Raw genomic sequence first — 18,081 nt, 5'->3', positions numbered from 1 at the left:
CCCGCGACTACGAAACCCACTCCCACGCTCCGAAGCCATAATCCACATCGCGATGATCAACCTCATGAGCCGACGGCTCACCCGCGAATCCACCCTGAACTGGCGCGTCTCATGAACCTCGGACCAAACACTTTCGCCAGGACAAGACGCTCTTTTACTGCGCAGTTCACCAGGCACTTGCGCCGCAGCCTCCAACGGCGTGAGCCAGTCTGACATGCCGTGTCGGGCCGCAACCGGTGGTGGAGCTGAGGAGCACACGACGAAGGGGCCGCCTCTGGGCGGCCCCTTGGTCGTGTGCAGGCGAGATCAGAGCGTCCCGGCACGCGACGCGTCGACCGCTGCGGCCCAGGCCTGTCCGGGCACCGCCAGGGCTGGCCTGGTCCGGGCCTTGGAGTCGCGCACGCCGACCCACGAGCCGCCGAGCGCGACCTCTACGCATTCGCTGTTGGCGCCGCTGTAGGTGCTCGTCCGCCAGGTGGTGCCGGCGAGCTGTGCGTCAGTGGGCGGGATGGTGGTCATCGGTGCTCCTGTCCTGCGGCTACCAGCAGGTCTCCGGTTGGTGGGTTACGTGGCCGGAGGGGTGAACTCCCCCTTGGCAGCGCCGTCGAGGAAGCAGGCCCAGACGTGGCGGGACACGACGAACGGGGGGTTGGTCAGGTCCTCGTTGTCTCGGAGGGCGACCCGGCCGTCGTCCATGAAGGCGACTTCCAGGCATCCGCCGTTGGCGCTGCTGGCCGTGGCCTTGAACCAGTCGAGGTCATCCAGGCTGGTCATCTTGCATCTCCTTCGAGGCCCGTCGCATGAGGGCCGCTGATTCGTCAGGGTCGAGGGCTGCGGCCCTCAGCAGGTCGAACGCCGTGGCGAACGCCCGGACGTCGGCCCGCTTTTCGAGGTAGAGGTTCCCGGCCGGACTGTCCACGTAGACGACCGCGGGTTCCCCCGTCTCGAAGTCGAGGAGGCTGAAAGCGCCGCCGAGGCCGGGGTTCGCTCCCTTGGCGCGCGGCACGACTTGCAGGGTGACGTGCGGCTGTTCACCCATCGCCAGCAGGTGCGCGATCTGCTCTCGCATCGCCTCTGCGCCGCCGACCGGACGAGTGATCACGTCCTCATCCAAGATCGCCCAGAGCTCAAGCGGCGGCCGGGTGGCTGTCTGCGGATCGGTCACCGCTTTCTGACGCTCTGTGCGGATCTTGACCATGTCGTCCACGTCGTGGGGCCGCATGGTGGGCGAGGTCTGGATGACCGCTCGGGCGTAGCTCTCGGTCTGGAGCAGGCCGGGCACCAACTTGGGTTCCCAGGCGCGGACAGAGTGGGCGGCCGTCTCCATGCTGACCAGGACTTCCAGCCCGGAGGGAAGGACGTCCCGGTACTGGTCCCACCAACCCGGCTGCCGGGATGTGGCGACCATTTCGACGAGGCGCTGCACTTGCCGCTCATCGGTGACCCGGAACAGCTCGCAGAGCCGGCGGACCTCTTCCGGCTTGGCGACGACCCGGCCCTTGCCCGTTTCCATGCGGCTGACGCGGGTGGTCGAGGTGCCGAGGTGTGCGGCCACGTCTTCTTGTTGCAGCCCTGCGGCCTTCCGCAGGCGGCGCAGTTCCGCGCCGAACTGCCGCCGGTTAACTGGCGGCTGTTGCTCGGGAGTCGTCACGCGTCGCCCCCCTCTCCGTCGTTGCCGGACGTGCGCACTTGCCTGGGACCAGTCTGCCGCACCGGCCGGACGGGCTGCACTCATGGGGTCTCCCCTCGGCGAATATTCCGGGGTCACGTGATTACTTGCCCTGCACTTCCCGCGCACTTGCGCAGAGAGTGCGCCCACGTCCACTCTAGGGCTAGCCGGACACGTGAGGTAGTCGACTGATCGCACGGTGGTGATCAGTGCTGCCCAGTCATCGGAGCGGCCCATGAAGACACCATTAGCGACAGCGGACGTGCGCAGCACCGTCCTTGACCCCCTGCGGATCACGCCCGAACAGCACGCCTGCTTACGCGGTCTGGCGTGCGCGCGGTGCGGGTGGAGGGGAGACGGCCTCACACCGGCCGGATACGCCTACACCATCAGCGAGGGTGCCGGCCGTCTGGGATGGGCGGTCACGGCTTGCGGATCGTGCCGACGAGTGGGGGCGGGGGCATGACGATCACCCCGATCCCCGCCGAGGCGTGGGCACTTGATGCGGGTGCCGCCCCCGTTGAGCTCGCCGCCGCGTGGACGGACGGCGCCGCCGCAGACGTCCCGATCGGTACGGCCTGGGACGTCGTCCGGATCTCCCGCCGACTCGGCTACGCCGCCCTCGCCCGCATCAGGTGCGCTGACGCGCCGATCGGGCCCGTGCTGGAGACCCCGTGGCGCGAGGCCGTCGAGGTCGTCGTACCGCGCGGAACGGCCGCCGTCTGGCCCGCCATCCCCGGCACCCGGCCGGTAGCGCGGGGGACGCTGCGCTGCCCGCCGCCCCGCATCACCGTGGCCAGCGGGCTCACGTCCACGGGCGGCCGCCGGTGGATCGTCCCACCGGGGCATGCCGCGGCGGTGACGGACGCCGACACGCTGTGCGAGGAGGCCGCCGCCGCGCTGCTGCACCGCATCAGCGTGGGCCTGCGGATCGACGGCCGCCGCCCGGTGGTGGCCCGGCCATGATCCGATGCGAAGTAACCGCCACCTCGCGGGATTTCACCGGCTCGTGGGTCCTCGCCCGCATGGACCAGGACACGAGTCCCCGCATGGCCCTCGGGTGGCTCCGCGGCCAGGCCGCCGCCCTCGCCCACCGGCTCGACCCACAGCCCGACAGGGCCGCGCTGTGGGCCCCGCCCTGCGTGCTGGAGCCAACCCCCGAGCCGCCGCTCGCGCTCGACGCCGCCGAGGCCCTGCGCCGCTGGATCGGCAGCGCGGCCGCGCAGGACGACTACCTGCGACAGCTCGACGCCGGCGACTGCGCCGCGCTCACCGTGGACGGCCCCGATGCCCTCTACACCCTGACCACCGCCATCCGCCCCTTCGTCGTCGCCCCGTGGGTGCCAGCACCGGAGACCGCCCGGCCGTGGGCGCCGCCAGCACCTGGCATCGACGCACGAGGAGCAGCGTGATGCTTTGGACCTACGCCCACCAAGGGCTTCCCGTGCCCTACATCGCCGCGTGGAGCAACGAGCGCGTGATCACTCCTCGGCTCCGGCGGCGCGTGATCAGAGGCGGATCCTGCCTCAGCTACCGCGATGAAACCCCCTACGACCGTGATCTTTCCGGTGCACTGTGGGTTCGGCAGGCCATCGCTCCCGGCCGGGGCCGGGCCGACTTCGCTTCCGTCCACGCGCTTCGCCAGCGGCAGGCGAGCTCTCGTCTGCGCTGCCAGGTGTGCGGGACGGACACCCTCGCCGCATCGCCCGCCCGTCTGCTCTTTGTTCTCAGGGACACCGGACAGCCGATCGCCGAGGGGGAGCTCACCACGGCCCCGCCCGTCTGCATCCCCTGCGCGCGCATCTCCGTACGCCACTGCCCGAACCTTCGTACCGGCCACGTCGCCGCGTGGGTCGCCAGGCCTCACCTGTGGGGCGTCGCCGGCGTTCTCTACGACCCCGCCACCGTCCGGCCCCTCCACCGCCCCATGACCAGCCCACTGGACCAGGTCGCCTACGACGATGCCCGCATCCGCTGGACCCTCGCCTCACGGCACGTCAACGCCCTGTACGGCGTGGTGCCCGCACGGCTCGACCAGCTCGACCCCGTCTGAACCTTCGCTGTCGGCGTCACCAGCAGCTCGCTCCCGTTGTACTGGGAAGCCGGGCGCTCATCGGCTACGACCCGTGCCCATGCCTGCGCTTCACCACCACGCCGACACTCGACCGGAATTGAGCTCATGAAAACAGTGATCATCACCGAGCACCCCGCATGGCGCATGACCCCCGAGGGCGAGCAGGCCCGCGTCGTCGAACACCAGGGCGCCGCATGGCTGGCGCTGTGCAGCCCGCTCCACGAGGACCTGGTGCTGCGCCCCCTGACGGGTGATGGGGCCGTGCAGCCGCCAATCGCCTGCACCTCGCCGATGGAACTGCCGCAGGCCCCCGACGGCGCCGGACCGCTGTTCGACTCCCTGGTGCGGTTGGGCACGGTGGCCCGGCTGACCAATCCGTCGCTGTGGGACGCCATCGTGACGGCGATCCTTCGACAGGTCGTGACCGCGCAGCAGGCCCGGAAACGGGTCGACGGGCCCAGCGCGGTCGGCAAGTCCACCACGGTGGCCGAGCTCGGCCACATGCTCACGAAGCGCGGGGCCCGGGTCCACACCACGTGCGAGCCCTCCACGAGCGAGCTCGGCGACTTCACCCGGGCGACGGCCAACCACATCCGCGGCCGCGCCCTCGCCTGTCTCGTCGCGGCGAACCGGTACGAGCACATCGACGAGCTCAAGCCGCTGCTGACGGCCGGCGACACCGTGATCTGCGACCGCTACCTCGCCTCCAGTCTCGTGCTCCAGCAGCTCGACGGCGTGCCCGAGCCGTTCGTGCTCGCCCTCCACGCCGACATCCTGCTGCCCGACCTGGCCGTGATCCTCACCGCCAACCCCGAGGCCATCGCGGGCCGCCTTGCCGAGCGCGGGAAACGCCACCGGTTCCACGACGATCCGACCGGCCCGGCCCGCGAGGTCGCCCTCTACCGCGAGGCAGCACAGACCCTGATGACCCTCGGCGTCCCGGTGCTCGTGCTCGACTCCACCCATGTCACCCCGTGGGACGTAGCGGACCGGATCGCCGACGCCGTGCCCCTGCCCACAGGTACCGTCCATCCCAACCGGCCCGACGACCCCACGGTGACCCCATGACACCAACACCAGCCACCCCCGTGATCGACACGCACGTGATCCTCCGCGACGGCGACAAGGTCTTGTTGTCGCAGCGCGGTGGCCCCTACGGCTACGGCCGCTGGCACGCCCCTTCAGGGAAGCTCGACGCCGGTGAACCCGCCACAGTGGGCGCCGCGCGCGAACTGCGCGAGGAAACCGGTATCGAGGTCGATCCCGGGCATCTGCGGCTCGTGCACCTCGTTCACCACAAGCAGGGTCCCGAGGTCGAGCGCATCGGCCTGTTCTTCCTCGCCACCCAGTGGCGGGGCGAACCGGTCAACCGGGAGCCGGAGAAGTGCCTCGATCTGCGGTGGTGGTCCGTGCACGATCTTCCTGAGGAGTTCATCGAGTACCCCGCGGCCGGTCTGCTCGGCTACCTCAACAATGGCGAGCCGTTCACCGAACACGGCTGGTCGTAACCCATGCTCCGGTCCGTGTTCCCCCGTCGCGGACCGGCGGAAGGACAGCGCCCCGCCCCCCGACCGGGGCGCTGTCGCATGCCCTCCCCACCCGCTTATGACCCGCCGCCTACCCACGAATCCACACCATCCTGGCGAGGAGCGTGAAATACGTTAAGTGCACAGAAGGGGACGAAATGACGGGTCAAAACGGCCTCTGACCGGTGGTCGCCATCCGGTGTGGCCCCCAGCCCGGCCAGGAGCTGAATCGGCAACGGCTCGACCGGACTCGGCGTGCGACTGGACGACATGGTCTTGGAGGCGGTGGTCACTGGTACTCCTTCTTCTGCAGCCGTACTGCTGGCGCGGTGGGGGCGTACCGGGCGAGGAAGTCGACGACGCGGCCCAGTTGGTCGGTGGCGAGACGTGTGAGCTGGTCCATCGGCGCAGCGCCGGCCATGCCCCGGGCCGAACGCTCCAGCGCTGCTGCCGCCTGGCGGGGACGGGCGTACTCGGCGAAGACGTCGTCCAGGTGCGGGCCGGTGATCGGAAAGGGACCCACGCGACGGCCATGAACCGTCAGAGACATGTAGTGCTCGAACCGGTCCAGGGCGGCGACGATGTCAGGGCCGGGACGGTCGCCCCATTCCGAGGTGATCGGGGCGATGGCGGACTGAGAGCCGGCCGTGGAGGCCAGGGTGGATGCGTTCTGGACCAGGGACAGCCGCACGGCGGTGGGCAGGCGGCCCAACAGCTGTGTCATGCCGTGGACATGAACTTTGAACTTGCGGAAGTCTTCGAACATGCTGGCGATCGTCTCCGGGGCTGCGCCGGTCAGGGTGATCAGCTCGTCGAAGTACGCGCGGAACCGCACCCGCTGGGCTTCGGGGGTGTCCCGTCGCGAGCGCACCGCGCGCAGCAGGTCCCGGGCGAGCAGCGCGGTGACGAGGCGGTCGGTGGGCCCGTTCCCGCCTGGGCACACCCACACGATCATCTTCGAGTCCATCGCGGCGCGGATGTTGTAGATGCCAGCAGGCTGCCCGAGGAAGGCGCGGGTGACGGGGTTGGAGGCCAGGCGGGCGATCGGATTGAGGACCACGGCGAAGGAGTCGACGGGCAGCATCGGGAACACCGTCTGCCACCAGGATCGGGTCTCGTCGTCCAGGCACCCCTCCAGGGCGGCGAGTGCGGCAGCGCGGAAGGTTGGGTCGGTCAGCAGTGCCCGCACGTGGAAGACCGTGGCCTGGTGCTCAGGGCGCCCGGCTTGGCAAGCGGCCTCGTTGAGGGCCACCAGTACCGTCAGGGCGGCGGTGAGGATTGTCAACGCGCGGGGTGCGCTGGCGTCGTCCCAGCCGAGCGCTGATGCGAAGGCGTCGGCGGTTGCCTCGACGACCTCGTGCGGCACCTGGCCCTGGTGCATGCCGAGCGGATTCCACGAACTCAGCTGCGGAGAAGGCCCGTTGGCGTTGAGGTCGATGAGCGCTATCCGCTGCATCAGCGCGTCGTGAGCCAGGAACGGCAGGGCGCGGGGCCAGGAGTCGCGGTGCGGGTCGACGAACATCAGCCCGCCTCCGGCATGGGCCCAGCCGATCGCCTGTGCCAGGGCACGTTCAGTCTTGCCGCCACCCGCCTTGCCTACCCCGACCTCGAACAGCGTCTCCTTGGCGTAGCTGGCGACCAAACGCCGGCGGCCGTCGGGACCGCGGTAGATGCCCTGCAGCAGCAGCTCTGGGTTCCCGAACTCGAAGGTGGGCAGGTCTCCTGCGAGCAGCGGCATCCTGCAATGCACCGTGGGCGGCTTGAGCAGGCCGGTCAGTTCCTCCAGACGCACCCAGTTCGGACGGGGCGGCTGGCACTGCCCCAGCCGCCAGCGACGTTCGAAGCCTCGCCGACTGGGCCAGCGGTCCGCCCCCAACCGCCACGGGCCCACTCGCCACCCACGCATTGCCCACCGCGAGCCCCCACCGAACACGTCGAAGGCGGCCTGCAGCTGGGCGAGCCGTGCCTCGGCACGCCCTTCGGTGTTCGACGCGCACATCACCAGCAGTTGCACGCGGACGAGGTGGTCGTCATCGGCGAGCTTGCCCAGCGCCTCCTCAGGGTCCACCCGGCGGGGAACGGGCGGCATGACCAGACGGCGCCCGCCCCCGCCCTGCTTCCCGCTGACCAACTGCTGGAACTGCCAGGCCAGCGAATCGTCGATCCCGGTGGCGTCCTGCCGCACCCACCTGGCAGCCCGCTGGGTCTCGCGCCGCTCCCTTCGGCGGGCATCCGCCATCAACTGCACCCGACGCGCCCGCAGCGCCCACTTGGGAGCCCGCTGGATGTCGAGTCGTATCTCGGCCAGGTCACCCAGTTCCGCCCGCAGGTCGGAGACGGCATCGACCAGTGGCTGCAACGGGTCCGGGTCCAGCGGAACGTCACGAAGCGGGGCCGTTGGCTTGCCACGCAGGATGAACTCAGCCCGCACCACATGATTGCGCGGCTTGTCGGCGAGGGGACGAGCCCGGTTCACCGTGACGGCCGGGCCGAAGGGAGTAATCGACAGCAGACGTTCGCCACCGGCGGGACCCTCGATCCGGTAGCGCAGCGGGCTGGAGCCGTCCGCACGCAGCCGGATCTGAACCGCCTTTGAGCGGCGCGGCGCCCACCACGGCATGCTCGTCGAGGCCCGGGCGAGCTGGATGCCCCGGCGGAAGATCTCCTCCAGTCCAGGGTCGAAGTGCCGTGCCGGCACGAGCTCCAGAGCCATCCGCTGAGCCGACGCCTTCCGCGCCAGACGGCGCACCACCATCTCGCTCATGGCCCAGACGACAGCGGCGGCCGCCACGGGCACGTACCAGTAGGTGATCAACCAGCCGACAGCGTGGATGATGCCGGTGAGCAGGCCGAATACCGAGCCGGATGGTGACGGGCCTGCCTGGCCCGTCACGTACGGCGCTGCGGAGTCCACGTGGTCACTCCCTTCGATGCAGTACGGATGAAGTGCCAGTCACTGATACGCCCGTCGGTGAATGAGCCGCCGCGGTCGGTGCCGGCCCACACCAGGTGCACTACTGCCCGGTCGGCTGCGCCGCCCCGGCGCGCGATCGCCGCCTGGATCCGGAACCGTGCCGTGCCGAACGCCGGGGCCAGGCCCTGGCGGGAGTGGGGGTAGACACTTGGCCACCTCTCGCGGCCGATCCCCGTGGCGTCCGCGCGCAGAAGATCGCGCCCGGCAGTGAGCAACTGGCGCTCGTCGGCCGCGGGAAGGTCCGCGGGCCAAGCAGCCTCCAAAGCCTTCTGGATGGCCGGGTCACCGGCTGTACCTTCACCGTGCGGCGGCAGCTCCTTCGGCGGAGATCCACCGGCCGACGTGGTGTTCTCGTGTGTCACAGCCGGGATGGGAGACACAGCCGGAGACCGCGAGGCGGATGTGTCTCCGCCAGATGGCGGGGAGGCGGGCGTGGACAAAGGTGTGCCATGCGGCAGCGCCAGGAGGACTACCCCTGCAGCGGCAAGAATCACTGCGGTGATCAGCAGAAGGCGCGGCGACGCTGGCAGGCCGTTGGTCATAGAAGCCGGGCCCCTCCCGCATAACCGGACATCGCCTCGACCGCGTCCAGTCGTACGGCCGTGCCGGGCCTGGCAGCGTTGATCATCTGCCCGCCTCCGACGTAGATCCCGACGTGATAGATCGTCGAGTCGAGCCCCGGCGCATAGGCATAGAAGACGAGGTCGCCGGGCTTCAGAGCGTCCTTGCCGAGGCTGGCAGGGATCCGCCGACCGAGTCCGGCCTGGGCGGCCGCCGTTCGCGGCAGCCCGATGCCGACCTTGGCATACGCGTACACGGTCAGCCCTGAGCAGTCGAAGCCCTTGATCCCCGCGCCGCTCTTGCCGCTGGGGGAGCAGCAGATCCCGAATGATTTGCCGTCCGCGGTGCCGCCGCCCCAGGAGTAGGGCACGCCCCGCTGGGAGAGCGCCGCCTCGAGCACGGTGCGGACCTCTTCGGGCACGTTCTTCACGTCCGGGTCCTTCGCCGCCGCCGTGTACTGGTCGATCCAGCCGAGCACGTTGGCCACGTACTCATTTGAGTGGTTGTACTGGAGGATCGCGGACTTGAGCTGGGCACGCTTGGTCAAGTCGCGACCGTTGCCGCACAGGTAGACGGCGGCCCCGAGCGCGGCGTCGTCAGCGTTGTGCGGGTCGGCCTTCTTGTCCCCGTTGGCGTCCTCGCCGGCTCCCTCCCAGGTGGACGGCAGAAATTGGAAGGGACCGACCGCGCGCTCCCCGGTGGCGGTGCCATCCCACTTACCGCCGTCGGTGTCAGGGAAGACCGTGGTGTTGCCGCCGGCCCCGGAGCCGTTGAGAAGAACACCGTAGATGCGCGGACGTATGTCGCCGCTGTCGGCGATGTTGCGGCCGATGGCATGGTTCGACTCGACCTCGGCGATCCCAGCCAGGACCGGCCACCGCATGCCCTGGCACTTGGGCACGTGCTTGCCGAGCTGCTGGGCGGCCTTCTTGTAGGCGCTTAGCATCCGGGCAGGGATGTCCGCCGCGGTGCCGCCGTGGGCGACGCCACCGTCGTCCTGGAGCCCGGTCTGCACCGCGACGTAGGCGCCGATCGCGTTGGAGACAGGAGCAGCGCAGCACACGGCGGTGAACAGCAGCAGCACAGTCACGCATCCCCACCGCCCGAGGCGCCGCCGGGCCCGCGTCACTCGGCCCCACCGCCCTCGGGCGGCTGCGGCCGGTTCCGCTCCCGTCGCAGCCGTTCGGCTTCGGGGGCTGTCCTGCGCAGCAGTTCCTGCATCCGGGCGCGCGCCTCGTCACGCGTAGTGCTGCGAGCGCTGCCTCCGCCAGGAAGGGCCGGGCCGCCCCTGTTCGGCGCAGTGCTTGCCGGACGCGGGGCGCTACGGCCTGCTCGCTGGATCGGGGACGTCGGCGAGCTCGATGGCGCCGAGGCCGGCCCCGGACGGCTCGTGGTGCTTCCGCTACCCGGCCCGGAGGGAGCCGGCGCCGGTGCCGCCGGGAGACGACGGCTCGCGAGCGGGCCGGGCCCGCTGCTGTTGGTGTTCCCACCCACCGCCCTGGCGACCTGACGCCCCGCGTCGGCCCAGGACCGGCCATCCTCGCGCCATGTGTTGCCCCACACCCGTACCTGCTGACGGGCGTCCTGGGAGTACCGTGAGCCACCCGACCATGCCCGGCGGACGTTGGCCGGGAGACCGGCCGTCGCCCCGTACGCAGCGCGGCTGCCCCGGTTGAGGATGCGGTACCCACGGAAGCGCACCAAGTGGTTGTGGGCGCGCGTGGACAGCAGCGTGCGGTCGGCCTGCTGGTCGTGCAGCACCCTCCCCGATCGCCGATCGACGATCTGGCCATCCTCGTCGCGGTACCGATCAGGCGGACCGCCGGGACGGCGCGGCCCCCCGCCGCCCGAACCGCCGCCCGGGCCGCCGTCGTCCGGGTCGCCGTCAGCCGTGGGCTTGAGCCACTTGGCCAGCTGGTCCTTGTCCGGCCGCCGTCCGATCAGCAGCCAGTGGGCACCCTTCGCACCGAGCCGCGCACCCAACCCGCCCACGGCAGTCGCCGCGGTGAGCGGGGCGAGGCCGCGCCCGGCTTCGGCGCCTGCATCGGCGAGTACACGGCCGGTGTCCAGCGGCATGCCCGCGCCGTCGAACAATGACGTCAACGCGCCCATCAGCCGCTGCCGGGTGCCGAGCATCCCGAACCGGCTGCCACCGCCGCCCGTGAAGACACGCAGGCCGCCCCCGTATCCGCCCAGCGCGAGAGGTGAGTTCATCGCGAGCGCGGCGCCGAGCTCGGAGGTGTCGCCGGGCATGTGGGTGCCGCCGACCTTGGTGTAGCGCATGCGCATCGCCATGCGCCGCCCGAAGGAGCTGATTCCGGTGAGGAGCCGGCGGTGTCCGGCTGCGCCCGCGATGGCGAGGACGTCGATCAGGAGAATCCGCTCGACCATCAGGTCGGGCCCGTTGGTGATCGTGGCGTCCACGGCGATACCGAAGAACGGCACGAAGGCGCAGATCCCGACCACGGTCAGGACCGAGATGCCCCAGATCGACAGCCACTTCCACGCCGACTGGCGCGGCGGCCCGGGCAGCATGGCGGCGATGAGGGTGACGCCGCCGACGGCGGCCGCCGCGGCGCAGATGCCCTGGGTGCCGAGCAGGACGATGGCGCTGCTCAGCAGCATGCCGCAGATCAGCAGCGCCGCGATCAGGAGCAGCGCGGCGCCGCCGACCCGCCACCAGGTGGGCTTTTCGGCGTAGGTGGCACAGGACTTGCCGACGTCGCCGGCCTTCTTCATGTCCTGCAGGAAGGCATGGAGCTCTTTGTCCTCGTCGGTGACGATCGCGTTCGAGGAGTCCAGCAGCTCACCCCCTGGAGTGAACTCCGGCAGCCTGTCGCTGCCGTCATTCCCGTCGGCAGCGCCGGGGTCGGGGATGCAGTACTCCCTCGCCGGGCCCTTGAGCTTGTCGCAGGGGTTCTCCTTGTCCTCGTATTCCTTCTTGGCACCAGCCTTGTAGCCGCCGGTGATCCACTTCAGGTGGACGGCGTAGGCCTTGCGGTCGGAGGGTTTGCCCGGGTCGAGAACGCGCCCGTACTGCAGCAGCATGTACGGCTTGACCACGAGCGCGTTGGTGATGGAGTCCTGGATGGGTCGGGCGACCTCGCTGGCCTCGACCGGTTGCGCAGCCTGGCGCACCAGGCACCGTTCCTTCTGCTGTTCGACCAAGTCGTCGCACGGCCCTCGGCTGGTGATCTTTCCGCCCCAGTCGTAGGAGTTGACGCTCTGCTGGGCGACCTCTGCGGCCACCTGCTGGGACTGCCCCAGAGGACCGTCTTGGGCGAGCAGAGTGTCGGGGCGCACGAATGCTGAGGCGGCGAACGCTGCGATGAGCAGAGTCAGGAAGATTTCGCCCAGGCCGCGGCCGACGCGGCCGCGCACGATCATGAACCCGGCGAACACGAACGCCCAGGCCAGCAGAAGTCCCTTCAGCCCGAGCGTGTCGACGACCACGTTGTCGTAGGTGTCGGCGACCTTCTGCGCCGGGCGCGTGAGGATCTTCAGCAGCGGGAACCGGAAGGCCACCTCGATCGCCCATCCCGCCAGGCCCACCAGTATCCGAATCAAGGTGAACAGACCGGATAGAGCGAAGGCGAGACTCTGCGTCTTGAGACTGATGATGGAGCCGCCTTCGGCGCCGAGCTCGTAGCCGTTGATCGGCACGCCCTCGGTGGAGGTGATGTTCAGCGGGGCGAGCAGGTCTCCGGTCTCGCTGTTGCTGCTCGCCGCGTACACGACGTGGCTGTTCACCATGACGAACACGCCAGTGAGCAGCACGACGAAACCGGCCGAGCGCAGGGTGCCGCGGTCTGGACGAAACACGTCAGCGCCGCCTTTGCCCAGCAGCGCTGCGGTGCCGCCACATCACGAGGGCGGCCAGGACCGCGCCGGCAGGCACCACCTTCCACCCCACCCGGGAGTCCTGATCGGCGGCGGATGTGGCAGTGCCGGTATCGCAGTACACCTTGGCCGGCCCGACGATCAGGCCGCACGGATCCTGGCGCGCAGCGGGGGACTCGGCCGCGAAGGCCGCACCGGTACGAGGCCACCATGCCTCGGGCAGGCTCACCCCGGCCACCAAGGTGAGCGCCCCGGCCGCCAGGGTGACTATGGTCAGGACGCTCGCCACGGTGGCGAGGCGCCGGGAGCGGGAGGGGGAGAACGACGAAGAACGGCTCATGAGAGGTGTGCCTTCGGACGGGCGTCGACGTCCTCACCGGTGAGCAGCTCAGACGCTGCGCGTGAGGCGGCTCGGCGGCCCGGTGTGGTGGTGATGGACGTGGCGATGCGCGCGAGGTTCGGAATCACGGCCTTCACCCGGCCGGTGTTCTGCCGGGGACAGGCCAGCAGGAACTCGCCCTCGCGGCCCTTCTGCCCGACCGGGGACAGGCCGGTGGTCACCATCCGCAGCAACTCCGGATCGTTCGGGTCGAGGCCGACGAACTCCAGCCCGCGGCGGGCGCGTCCACGGTCCGTGGTCCGGGCGAGCGCCCGGTAGGCCATCAGCCCGCGGTCCGGGCCAAGCTCCTCGGCATCGTGCGAGCCGGCCAACAGGCCGGCGCCATGCTTGCGGCCGTCGTGGAGGATCTCGTGGACCAGAGCGGTGCCTTCGGCCGACGACGTCAGCCAGTACAGCTCGTCCGCGACCACCGCGATGAACCGCTCCGGGTCCTCGAACGCCGTCTGCCGGGCGAGCGCGGCGATCAGGTAGAGCACCGCACGGCCGATCAGCGCCTCCAGCGGCTGCTGATGCAGCACTTCAGGCTTGTCGAACGCGGCCTTCGGGGGCAGCTTCAGCCCCGTGGTCGTGATCACGATCATGTCGGAGGTGCTGGAGGCGTCCAGCCGTACCGGCGGCAGCGTCGGGTCGAACACCATCGCCGCGAGGGGATTGGCGGCCACCACTCGGATGAGGCCGGCCAGGGTGGCGGCCGCATCCTGCCGCTTGCCCGTCTCGCGGGTGGCCATCTCCTCGAGGACCTCCAACACGCGGTGCATGGAGGGGGCGTCGCCGACGGCAGCCTGCTCGACGGCGTGGTGCAGGACCTCGCCGCTGGTGCTCATCGGGCCGATGCCGAGCTGCAGGGTGAGGTAGGACAGGGCGTAGTGGCGGCCCTCCGGACCGTCGAACATGCGAAGCGGGTCGATCGACACCTCGGCCCTGGCAGCGTCGATGATCTGGCAACGGTCCTTCGCTGCCGCACGCGCGAAGGTGGCCCACTCGCGCACCGGGGTGCGATCGATGCAGATCGCGCAGCCGCCGCGCGCCCACACAGCCTCCGAGACCAACTTCTGCAGGACGCTCTTGCCCGCGCCCAGGTCCCCAACGATGCCCATGGACGCGGACGCATCCACCTTGGGCGCATCCGCCACATTGATCATGACGGGGCGAGTGGTGCCGCTGTCCAGGTCGATCCCGAGGAACATCCCGTTGGGGTCGCCGACCTCCCCGATGGTGAAGGCCCCGCCGAGCGCCCAGTCCTCCGAGACCTGATGCTGTGTGAACTCCCTGACCACACCGGGCCGCACCGTGCCGGGCAGGCCCAGCGTGAACAGCGCCTCCTGCAGCCCGGCCGGCCGGACCGCCCGGTAGTCGGCACCGGCGAGCAGCGCGGCCAGCGCGCGGGCCCGTGCGTCGCAGATGGCGGCGGTCGGCCCCCACACCGTCAGCACAGTCACCGACTGCACCTCGACCTCAACCGAGGTACGGGACAGGCGGGCGTCCAGCTCCCCCAGGTCGCGTGCGGCAACAGTCAGAGAGGCAGGCATGCCGGTAGGGCGGGCGTCGTACTGGTCGGCCTGGTCGATCAGTTCGTTCTTCTTGCGCCGCACCTGATCCCGCGCCTTCTCCGCGGGTACCAGCGTGAGGTCGACGGTGTAATCGACGGGGAAGTCCAGAGTTTCCAACTGGGCGAACAGGTCGGCGGCATTCTGGTTCACAGCGGGAGGGCACTCGGCCAACGCCAACTGCGCCTGGTAGCCCACCCCGGCGTCCGTTTCAACCTGCAGCCAGCGCCGACGCAGCGGAGAGGCGGCGTTTAGCCGCCACCACGCCTTGCGCCCCGACCGCGTCATCTGGCCCGCCCCCTTGAGGTCCTCGACGTCATCGAGCGCCGGATCGATGCCGCCTTCCTGCAGACGCACCTGACCGAGGTCGGCGTAGCTGGGGGACCGCAACACGCCATCGCGGATCTGCCCGCCGTACAGGTCACTGGCTGCGGCCTCGGCAAGCAGAGGCTCCGGCAGGCCTCGGTGGAGAGCATGCTGGATCATCCACACGATCTCCGCCGGACGGGCCGGACGGAAGGCGACGCCGCCTGCGAGCGTGGCCTCCACGCGGGAGGCCTGCTCCCGGTAGGCGTTCACTTCACGCCGCGCGACGGGGGCCGGCTGCATGCCCAGCATCGGGGACAGCTCCGCCCACATCGCTCCGAGCGACGCAGACACCTGCATGCCGGCTGTCTCGGTCTGCAGCGGCACGGCCAGCCACAGGGTGCGGCGGTGCATCTCCTGGCCGTCCAGCAGGTCCAGCGTGGCTTCGATGTTCTCCACCCACGGGTGTGGGCCGCCGTCCGGCAGCGTCTCGGCCGGCTCGATGCCCTCGATCATCTTGAGGGCGATCTCGCCGGGGTCGACCTGGGCGCACAGAGCAATGAGCCGCGGTGCACCGGTCAGGGAGCGGATCAGATGGGTGGTCTTGGCGAGCTGTTCGTCGCGGACCGCGGCCGGCACGTAGGTGCCCTGGACGGTTTCCTCGCGACGGCCGTGTGCGTCCGGGCCGGGGTGCAGCCGGTAGACGGCCCACACGCTGCCGTGCGCCGACCACACCAGATGCCCCGCGATGTGACGGATCGGAACTCTCACAGCGCACCACCGCCCTGTTCGGCGAGCATGAGCAGCTGCTGGACGCCGGACACCGGATGCACCGGCGCTGCGGGAGCAGCCGACGGTGTGCGGCGGCTCGCGGACGAGCGAACTGGGCTGGAACCCCTACGCGGTGTCGGTGTCCGCTCTGCACTCCGCCGAGCCGAACCGGGCCGCTTCGTCGGCACCGGGGCGAGTGCGTCCTCGATCGTGAAGCCACCGAGCAGCGGGCGGGGCGCGCGATCGCGGGCGGCCCGCCCACCGATCCGGCCTCCTTGGGGTTGCCAGCCCAGCAGCACCCAGCCCAGTGCAGCCTGCAGCGGGGCGCGGCCCCCTATCTTCGGGCGGCGCACCGCCCAGACCGCCAGCAACCAGGCCGCGATCGGGGCAGGCCCCATCCACGACCACCAGCTGATGGTTTTGATCAGAAAGAAGCCGCCGACAACGGCGACTGCGATCTGCGCAGGGGTGTATGGCCCGAGCGGGATCTTCCAGTCCGCTACCTTTCCCAGCACCCAGGGGTGGCGGCGGGCGGCGGTGTAGAAACGTCCCACCCGTTCCGCGGTGTCGGCGCTCACAGCCAGCCCCCCGCATCCGCGGAGTGCTCCCGCACGGCCGGATCCGAAGCGCGCACGACCCCGGAGACGGACGGGGCGCCCACGGCCGGGTTCTTCACCTCGTCCTCGAACATGGCCGCCAGTTCCTCGCGGGAGTTGTACAACCCCAGCGCGATGACCATCAGCAACAGGGCGCCGATCCCCGCCTTGAGGCTGAACCTCTGGACCATGATGATCACGACGAGCACAATCAGACCGGCGTGCAAACCCTTCGTCGCCCAGTCCCCGAACATGTTGATCCAGGAGTCACCGACGGTGTCCAGCCGTCCGGCGAACATCAAACCGTTCACCGTGATCACCGGACACCCCCGTCCAGGGCAGCCCCGGACTCCAGCGCCGCGACTTCCCACCGCCCAGACCGCGCCTTGAGAACGAGCTCGTATGCCAGCGGCCACCGGCCGCTGGCATCCTGGGCTTCCACCTGCGCGAGGACTCGCACCTTGGCGCCGTCGGCCGGCATCTGCTCGGCGGCCGCGAACTCCTCGGCGGCGAGGACCTGCTGCACCGCAACCGCCTGGTACGGGGCGGGGGAGACGGCCGACAGCCGCACACCAGGCGCGAGGTAGCGGTCGACCTCGCCGGCACCGGTCAGATACGCGGTGAGGAACTCACCGACAGCGGACGACAGATCACCTTCCGGGACGGTCACGCCGTACGGCGTCTTCCGCACCTCGGCCCGGGCCGGGCTGGCCACCACGCCAGGCGCACCGGTCACAGTGAACGACGTGCCCGAGCGGTCGGCAGTCACCGGCACGGCGAAGTACCGCACCGACCCGTCGGCGTACTGCGCAGCCACCGTGACCGACCACGCACCACGCTCGCGCGGCGCGCTGCGTACCGCCGTCACGTACTCCGGCTTCGGCTGCGCATCCCCGGCCAGGTCGGGCAGCTCGACGTCCGGCGCCATCGACTGCGCAAGCCCCGCCTGCGCACTCGTTGCGTCGTCCGCGCTGCTGCGCAGCCACGCGCTGACGAACAGCTGCGCGTAACCGGCCGGGTCGGCGGCGGCCACCGCGGTACGCACGGCGGTGGGCTTGGCCGCCGTGGCCGCCTCAACCGTGGTCGGGGTGGACGTGACGGCAACAGCCAGGGCGACGGGGCCGGCCGCGATGACGGCCCAAACCGCCACTCGGGAGAGGCGGACGCGGCGGCGCATCGCCTCCAGCCGGGCACCCGCCGCCATCGGAGCAGCAGCTTCGCCCGCTGCGGCCTGCTTGCCAGGAGACATGGTCAAACTCCCAGGTCAGAACGTGTGATTGCTGACCTCGAGAAAACCCGCCACCCCTGACCCGACCACCGACCACGAGCCCCCTACCACGGTCACGATGCGGATACGAAACCCCTGGTCGGGGTCATGGTCGGCCCGACCACGGGCCCAACCACTGGCCTGACGCGGGTCGGGCGGCGCTCACTCGTTTGTCCCGCCCAGCGCTGACGCCCGCATCGCCGCCGGCGCCGTACACCGGTGCGCAGAAGGACACCACCCCAGACCGCGGCAGTACCTGCGCATCGCCGCACCTGACTCTGCTCCGCCGGGACCGCACTGCGCACCCCGTCCCGACTTCGCACGAGACCCGATCGGTCGCGCAGCCCGATTGCGCAACGCCCAGCCGAGGCTGCGCATTCGGGCTGCGCACTCACCCCGCGCCATGCCGGGACCCCGACCACGGCAGGCAGAAGACCGCGTTGCCGGATCGTGACCGTTGGTCGGGCTTGGTGGCCGCCAGCCTGGTCGGGGCCGGTGGATGACCTGGCGGCATGGAACGCACGTACGCCTCCACGCCCGTACTCACCGG

17 protein-coding genes and 1 pseudogene are annotated in these 18,081 nt (G+C 70.4%); 6 read left to right on the top strand and 12 right to left on the bottom strand.

What is annotated here, in order from left to right:
- Positions 1–115: pseudogene (locus ACF08N_RS35640) on the top strand (IS5/IS1182 family transposase); the annotation flags it as partial.
- A gap of 191 nt (positions 116–306) precedes the next feature.
- Here the strand turns inward: ACF08N_RS35640 and ACF08N_RS35635 are convergent.
- The 3 genes from ACF08N_RS35635 to ACF08N_RS35625 are packed head-to-tail and all read right to left on the bottom strand — an operon-like array spanning position 307 to position 1,651.
- On the bottom strand, positions 307–519 hold the full coding sequence (locus ACF08N_RS35635) for a DUF397 domain-containing protein (RefSeq protein WP_392328895.1): 213 nt from the start codon (positions 517–519) through the stop codon (positions 307–309).
- Positions 520–564: 45 nt separating this feature from the next.
- The gene (locus tag ACF08N_RS35630; RefSeq protein ID WP_392328894.1) at positions 565–774 is read right to left on the bottom strand and encodes a DUF397 domain-containing protein; all 210 of its coding nucleotides are present in this window, start codon (positions 772–774) and stop codon (positions 565–567) included.
- Entirely contained in the window at positions 758–1,651 is an 894-nt protein-coding gene (locus tag ACF08N_RS35625; RefSeq protein ID WP_392328893.1) for a helix-turn-helix domain-containing protein, read from the bottom strand. Before ACF08N_RS35625 ends, ACF08N_RS35630 begins: the two co-directional genes overlap by 17 nt.
- 480 nt (positions 1,652–2,131) lie before the next feature.
- On the opposite strand from ACF08N_RS35625, the gene ACF08N_RS35620 reads away from it, so the two are divergent.
- The 5 genes from ACF08N_RS35620 to ACF08N_RS35600 all read left to right on the top strand — a co-directional run bounded on the left by ACF08N_RS35620 (position 2,132) and on the right by ACF08N_RS35600 (position 5,251).
- On the top strand, positions 2,132–2,635 hold the full coding sequence (locus ACF08N_RS35620; protein ID WP_392328892.1) for a hypothetical protein: 504 nt from the start codon (positions 2,132–2,134) through the stop codon (positions 2,633–2,635).
- Positions 2,632–3,081, top strand: a complete 450-nt coding sequence (locus ACF08N_RS35615) for a hypothetical protein (protein ID WP_392328891.1) — start codon at positions 2,632–2,634, stop codon at positions 3,079–3,081. Before ACF08N_RS35620 ends, ACF08N_RS35615 begins: the two co-directional genes overlap by 4 nt.
- The gene (locus ACF08N_RS35610; protein ID WP_392328890.1) at positions 3,078–3,722 is read left to right on the top strand and encodes a hypothetical protein; all 645 of its coding nucleotides are present in this window, start codon (positions 3,078–3,080) and stop codon (positions 3,720–3,722) included. The genes ACF08N_RS35615 and ACF08N_RS35610 overlap by 4 nt, the downstream gene beginning before the upstream one ends.
- Before the next feature lie 126 nt (positions 3,723–3,848).
- Entirely contained in the window at positions 3,849–4,811 is a 963-nt protein-coding gene (locus tag ACF08N_RS35605; protein ID WP_392328889.1) for a dTMP kinase, read from the top strand.
- Positions 4,808–5,251 (top strand): NUDIX domain-containing protein, encoded by a 444-nt coding sequence (locus ACF08N_RS35600; protein WP_392328888.1) that lies wholly within the window; start codon positions 4,808–4,810, stop codon positions 5,249–5,251. Before ACF08N_RS35605 ends, ACF08N_RS35600 begins: the two co-directional genes overlap by 4 nt.
- 307 nt (positions 5,252–5,558) lie before the next feature.
- On the opposite strand, the gene ACF08N_RS35595 is transcribed toward ACF08N_RS35600, so the two are convergent.
- From ACF08N_RS35595 to ACF08N_RS35555, 9 genes are all read right to left on the bottom strand, one after another.
- Positions 5,559–8,183 (bottom strand): ATP/GTP-binding protein, encoded by a 2,625-nt coding sequence (locus ACF08N_RS35595; RefSeq protein WP_392328887.1) that lies wholly within the window; start codon positions 8,181–8,183, stop codon positions 5,559–5,561.
- On the bottom strand, positions 8,159–8,605 hold the full coding sequence (locus ACF08N_RS35590) for a hypothetical protein (RefSeq protein WP_392328886.1): 447 nt from the start codon (positions 8,603–8,605) through the stop codon (positions 8,159–8,161). The genes ACF08N_RS35595 and ACF08N_RS35590 overlap by 25 nt, the downstream gene beginning before the upstream one ends.
- A 176-nt stretch (positions 8,606–8,781) precedes the next feature.
- Positions 8,782–9,894 (bottom strand): C40 family peptidase, encoded by a 1,113-nt coding sequence (locus ACF08N_RS35585; protein WP_392328885.1) that lies wholly within the window; start codon positions 9,892–9,894, stop codon positions 8,782–8,784.
- Between the two features lie 35 nt (positions 9,895–9,929).
- Entirely contained in the window at positions 9,930–12,626 is a 2,697-nt protein-coding gene (locus ACF08N_RS35580; RefSeq protein ID WP_392328884.1) for a hypothetical protein, read from the bottom strand.
- A 1-nt stretch (position 12,627) separates the two neighbouring features.
- A complete protein-coding gene (locus ACF08N_RS35575; protein WP_392328883.1) occupies positions 12,628–12,984 on the bottom strand; it encodes a hypothetical protein in 357 nt (118 codons plus the stop codon).
- Positions 12,981–15,668 carry an ATP-binding protein gene (locus tag ACF08N_RS35570; protein WP_392328882.1) on the bottom strand — a complete coding sequence of 896 codons (2,688 nt, stop codon included), beginning with the start codon at positions 15,666–15,668 and terminating at the stop codon, positions 12,981–12,983. Before ACF08N_RS35570 ends, ACF08N_RS35575 begins: the two co-directional genes overlap by 4 nt.
- On the bottom strand, positions 15,665–16,246 hold the full coding sequence (locus ACF08N_RS35565) for a hypothetical protein (RefSeq protein ID WP_392328881.1): 582 nt from the start codon (positions 16,244–16,246) through the stop codon (positions 15,665–15,667). The genes ACF08N_RS35570 and ACF08N_RS35565 overlap by 4 nt, the downstream gene beginning before the upstream one ends.
- Positions 16,243–16,563: a hypothetical protein gene (locus tag ACF08N_RS35560; protein ID WP_392328896.1), complete on the bottom strand. Its 321-nt coding sequence runs from the start codon at positions 16,561–16,563 to the stop codon at positions 16,243–16,245. Before ACF08N_RS35560 ends, ACF08N_RS35565 begins: the two co-directional genes overlap by 4 nt.
- Positions 16,564–16,580: 17 nt before the next feature.
- Positions 16,581–17,513: a conjugal transfer protein gene (locus tag ACF08N_RS35555; RefSeq protein ID WP_392328880.1), complete on the bottom strand. Its 933-nt coding sequence runs from the start codon at positions 17,511–17,513 to the stop codon at positions 16,581–16,583.
- Between the last annotated feature and the right edge of the window lie 568 nt (positions 17,514–18,081).

Origin of the sequence: Streptomyces sp. NPDC015127 (assembly GCF_043080095.1) — a bacterium.
In the GTDB taxonomy this organism is placed as follows: domain Bacteria; phylum Actinomycetota; class Actinomycetes; order Streptomycetales; family Streptomycetaceae; genus Streptomyces.
Note: the sequence above shows the minus strand (reverse complement) of the source record. Positions and strands in the feature narration are given on the sequence as shown.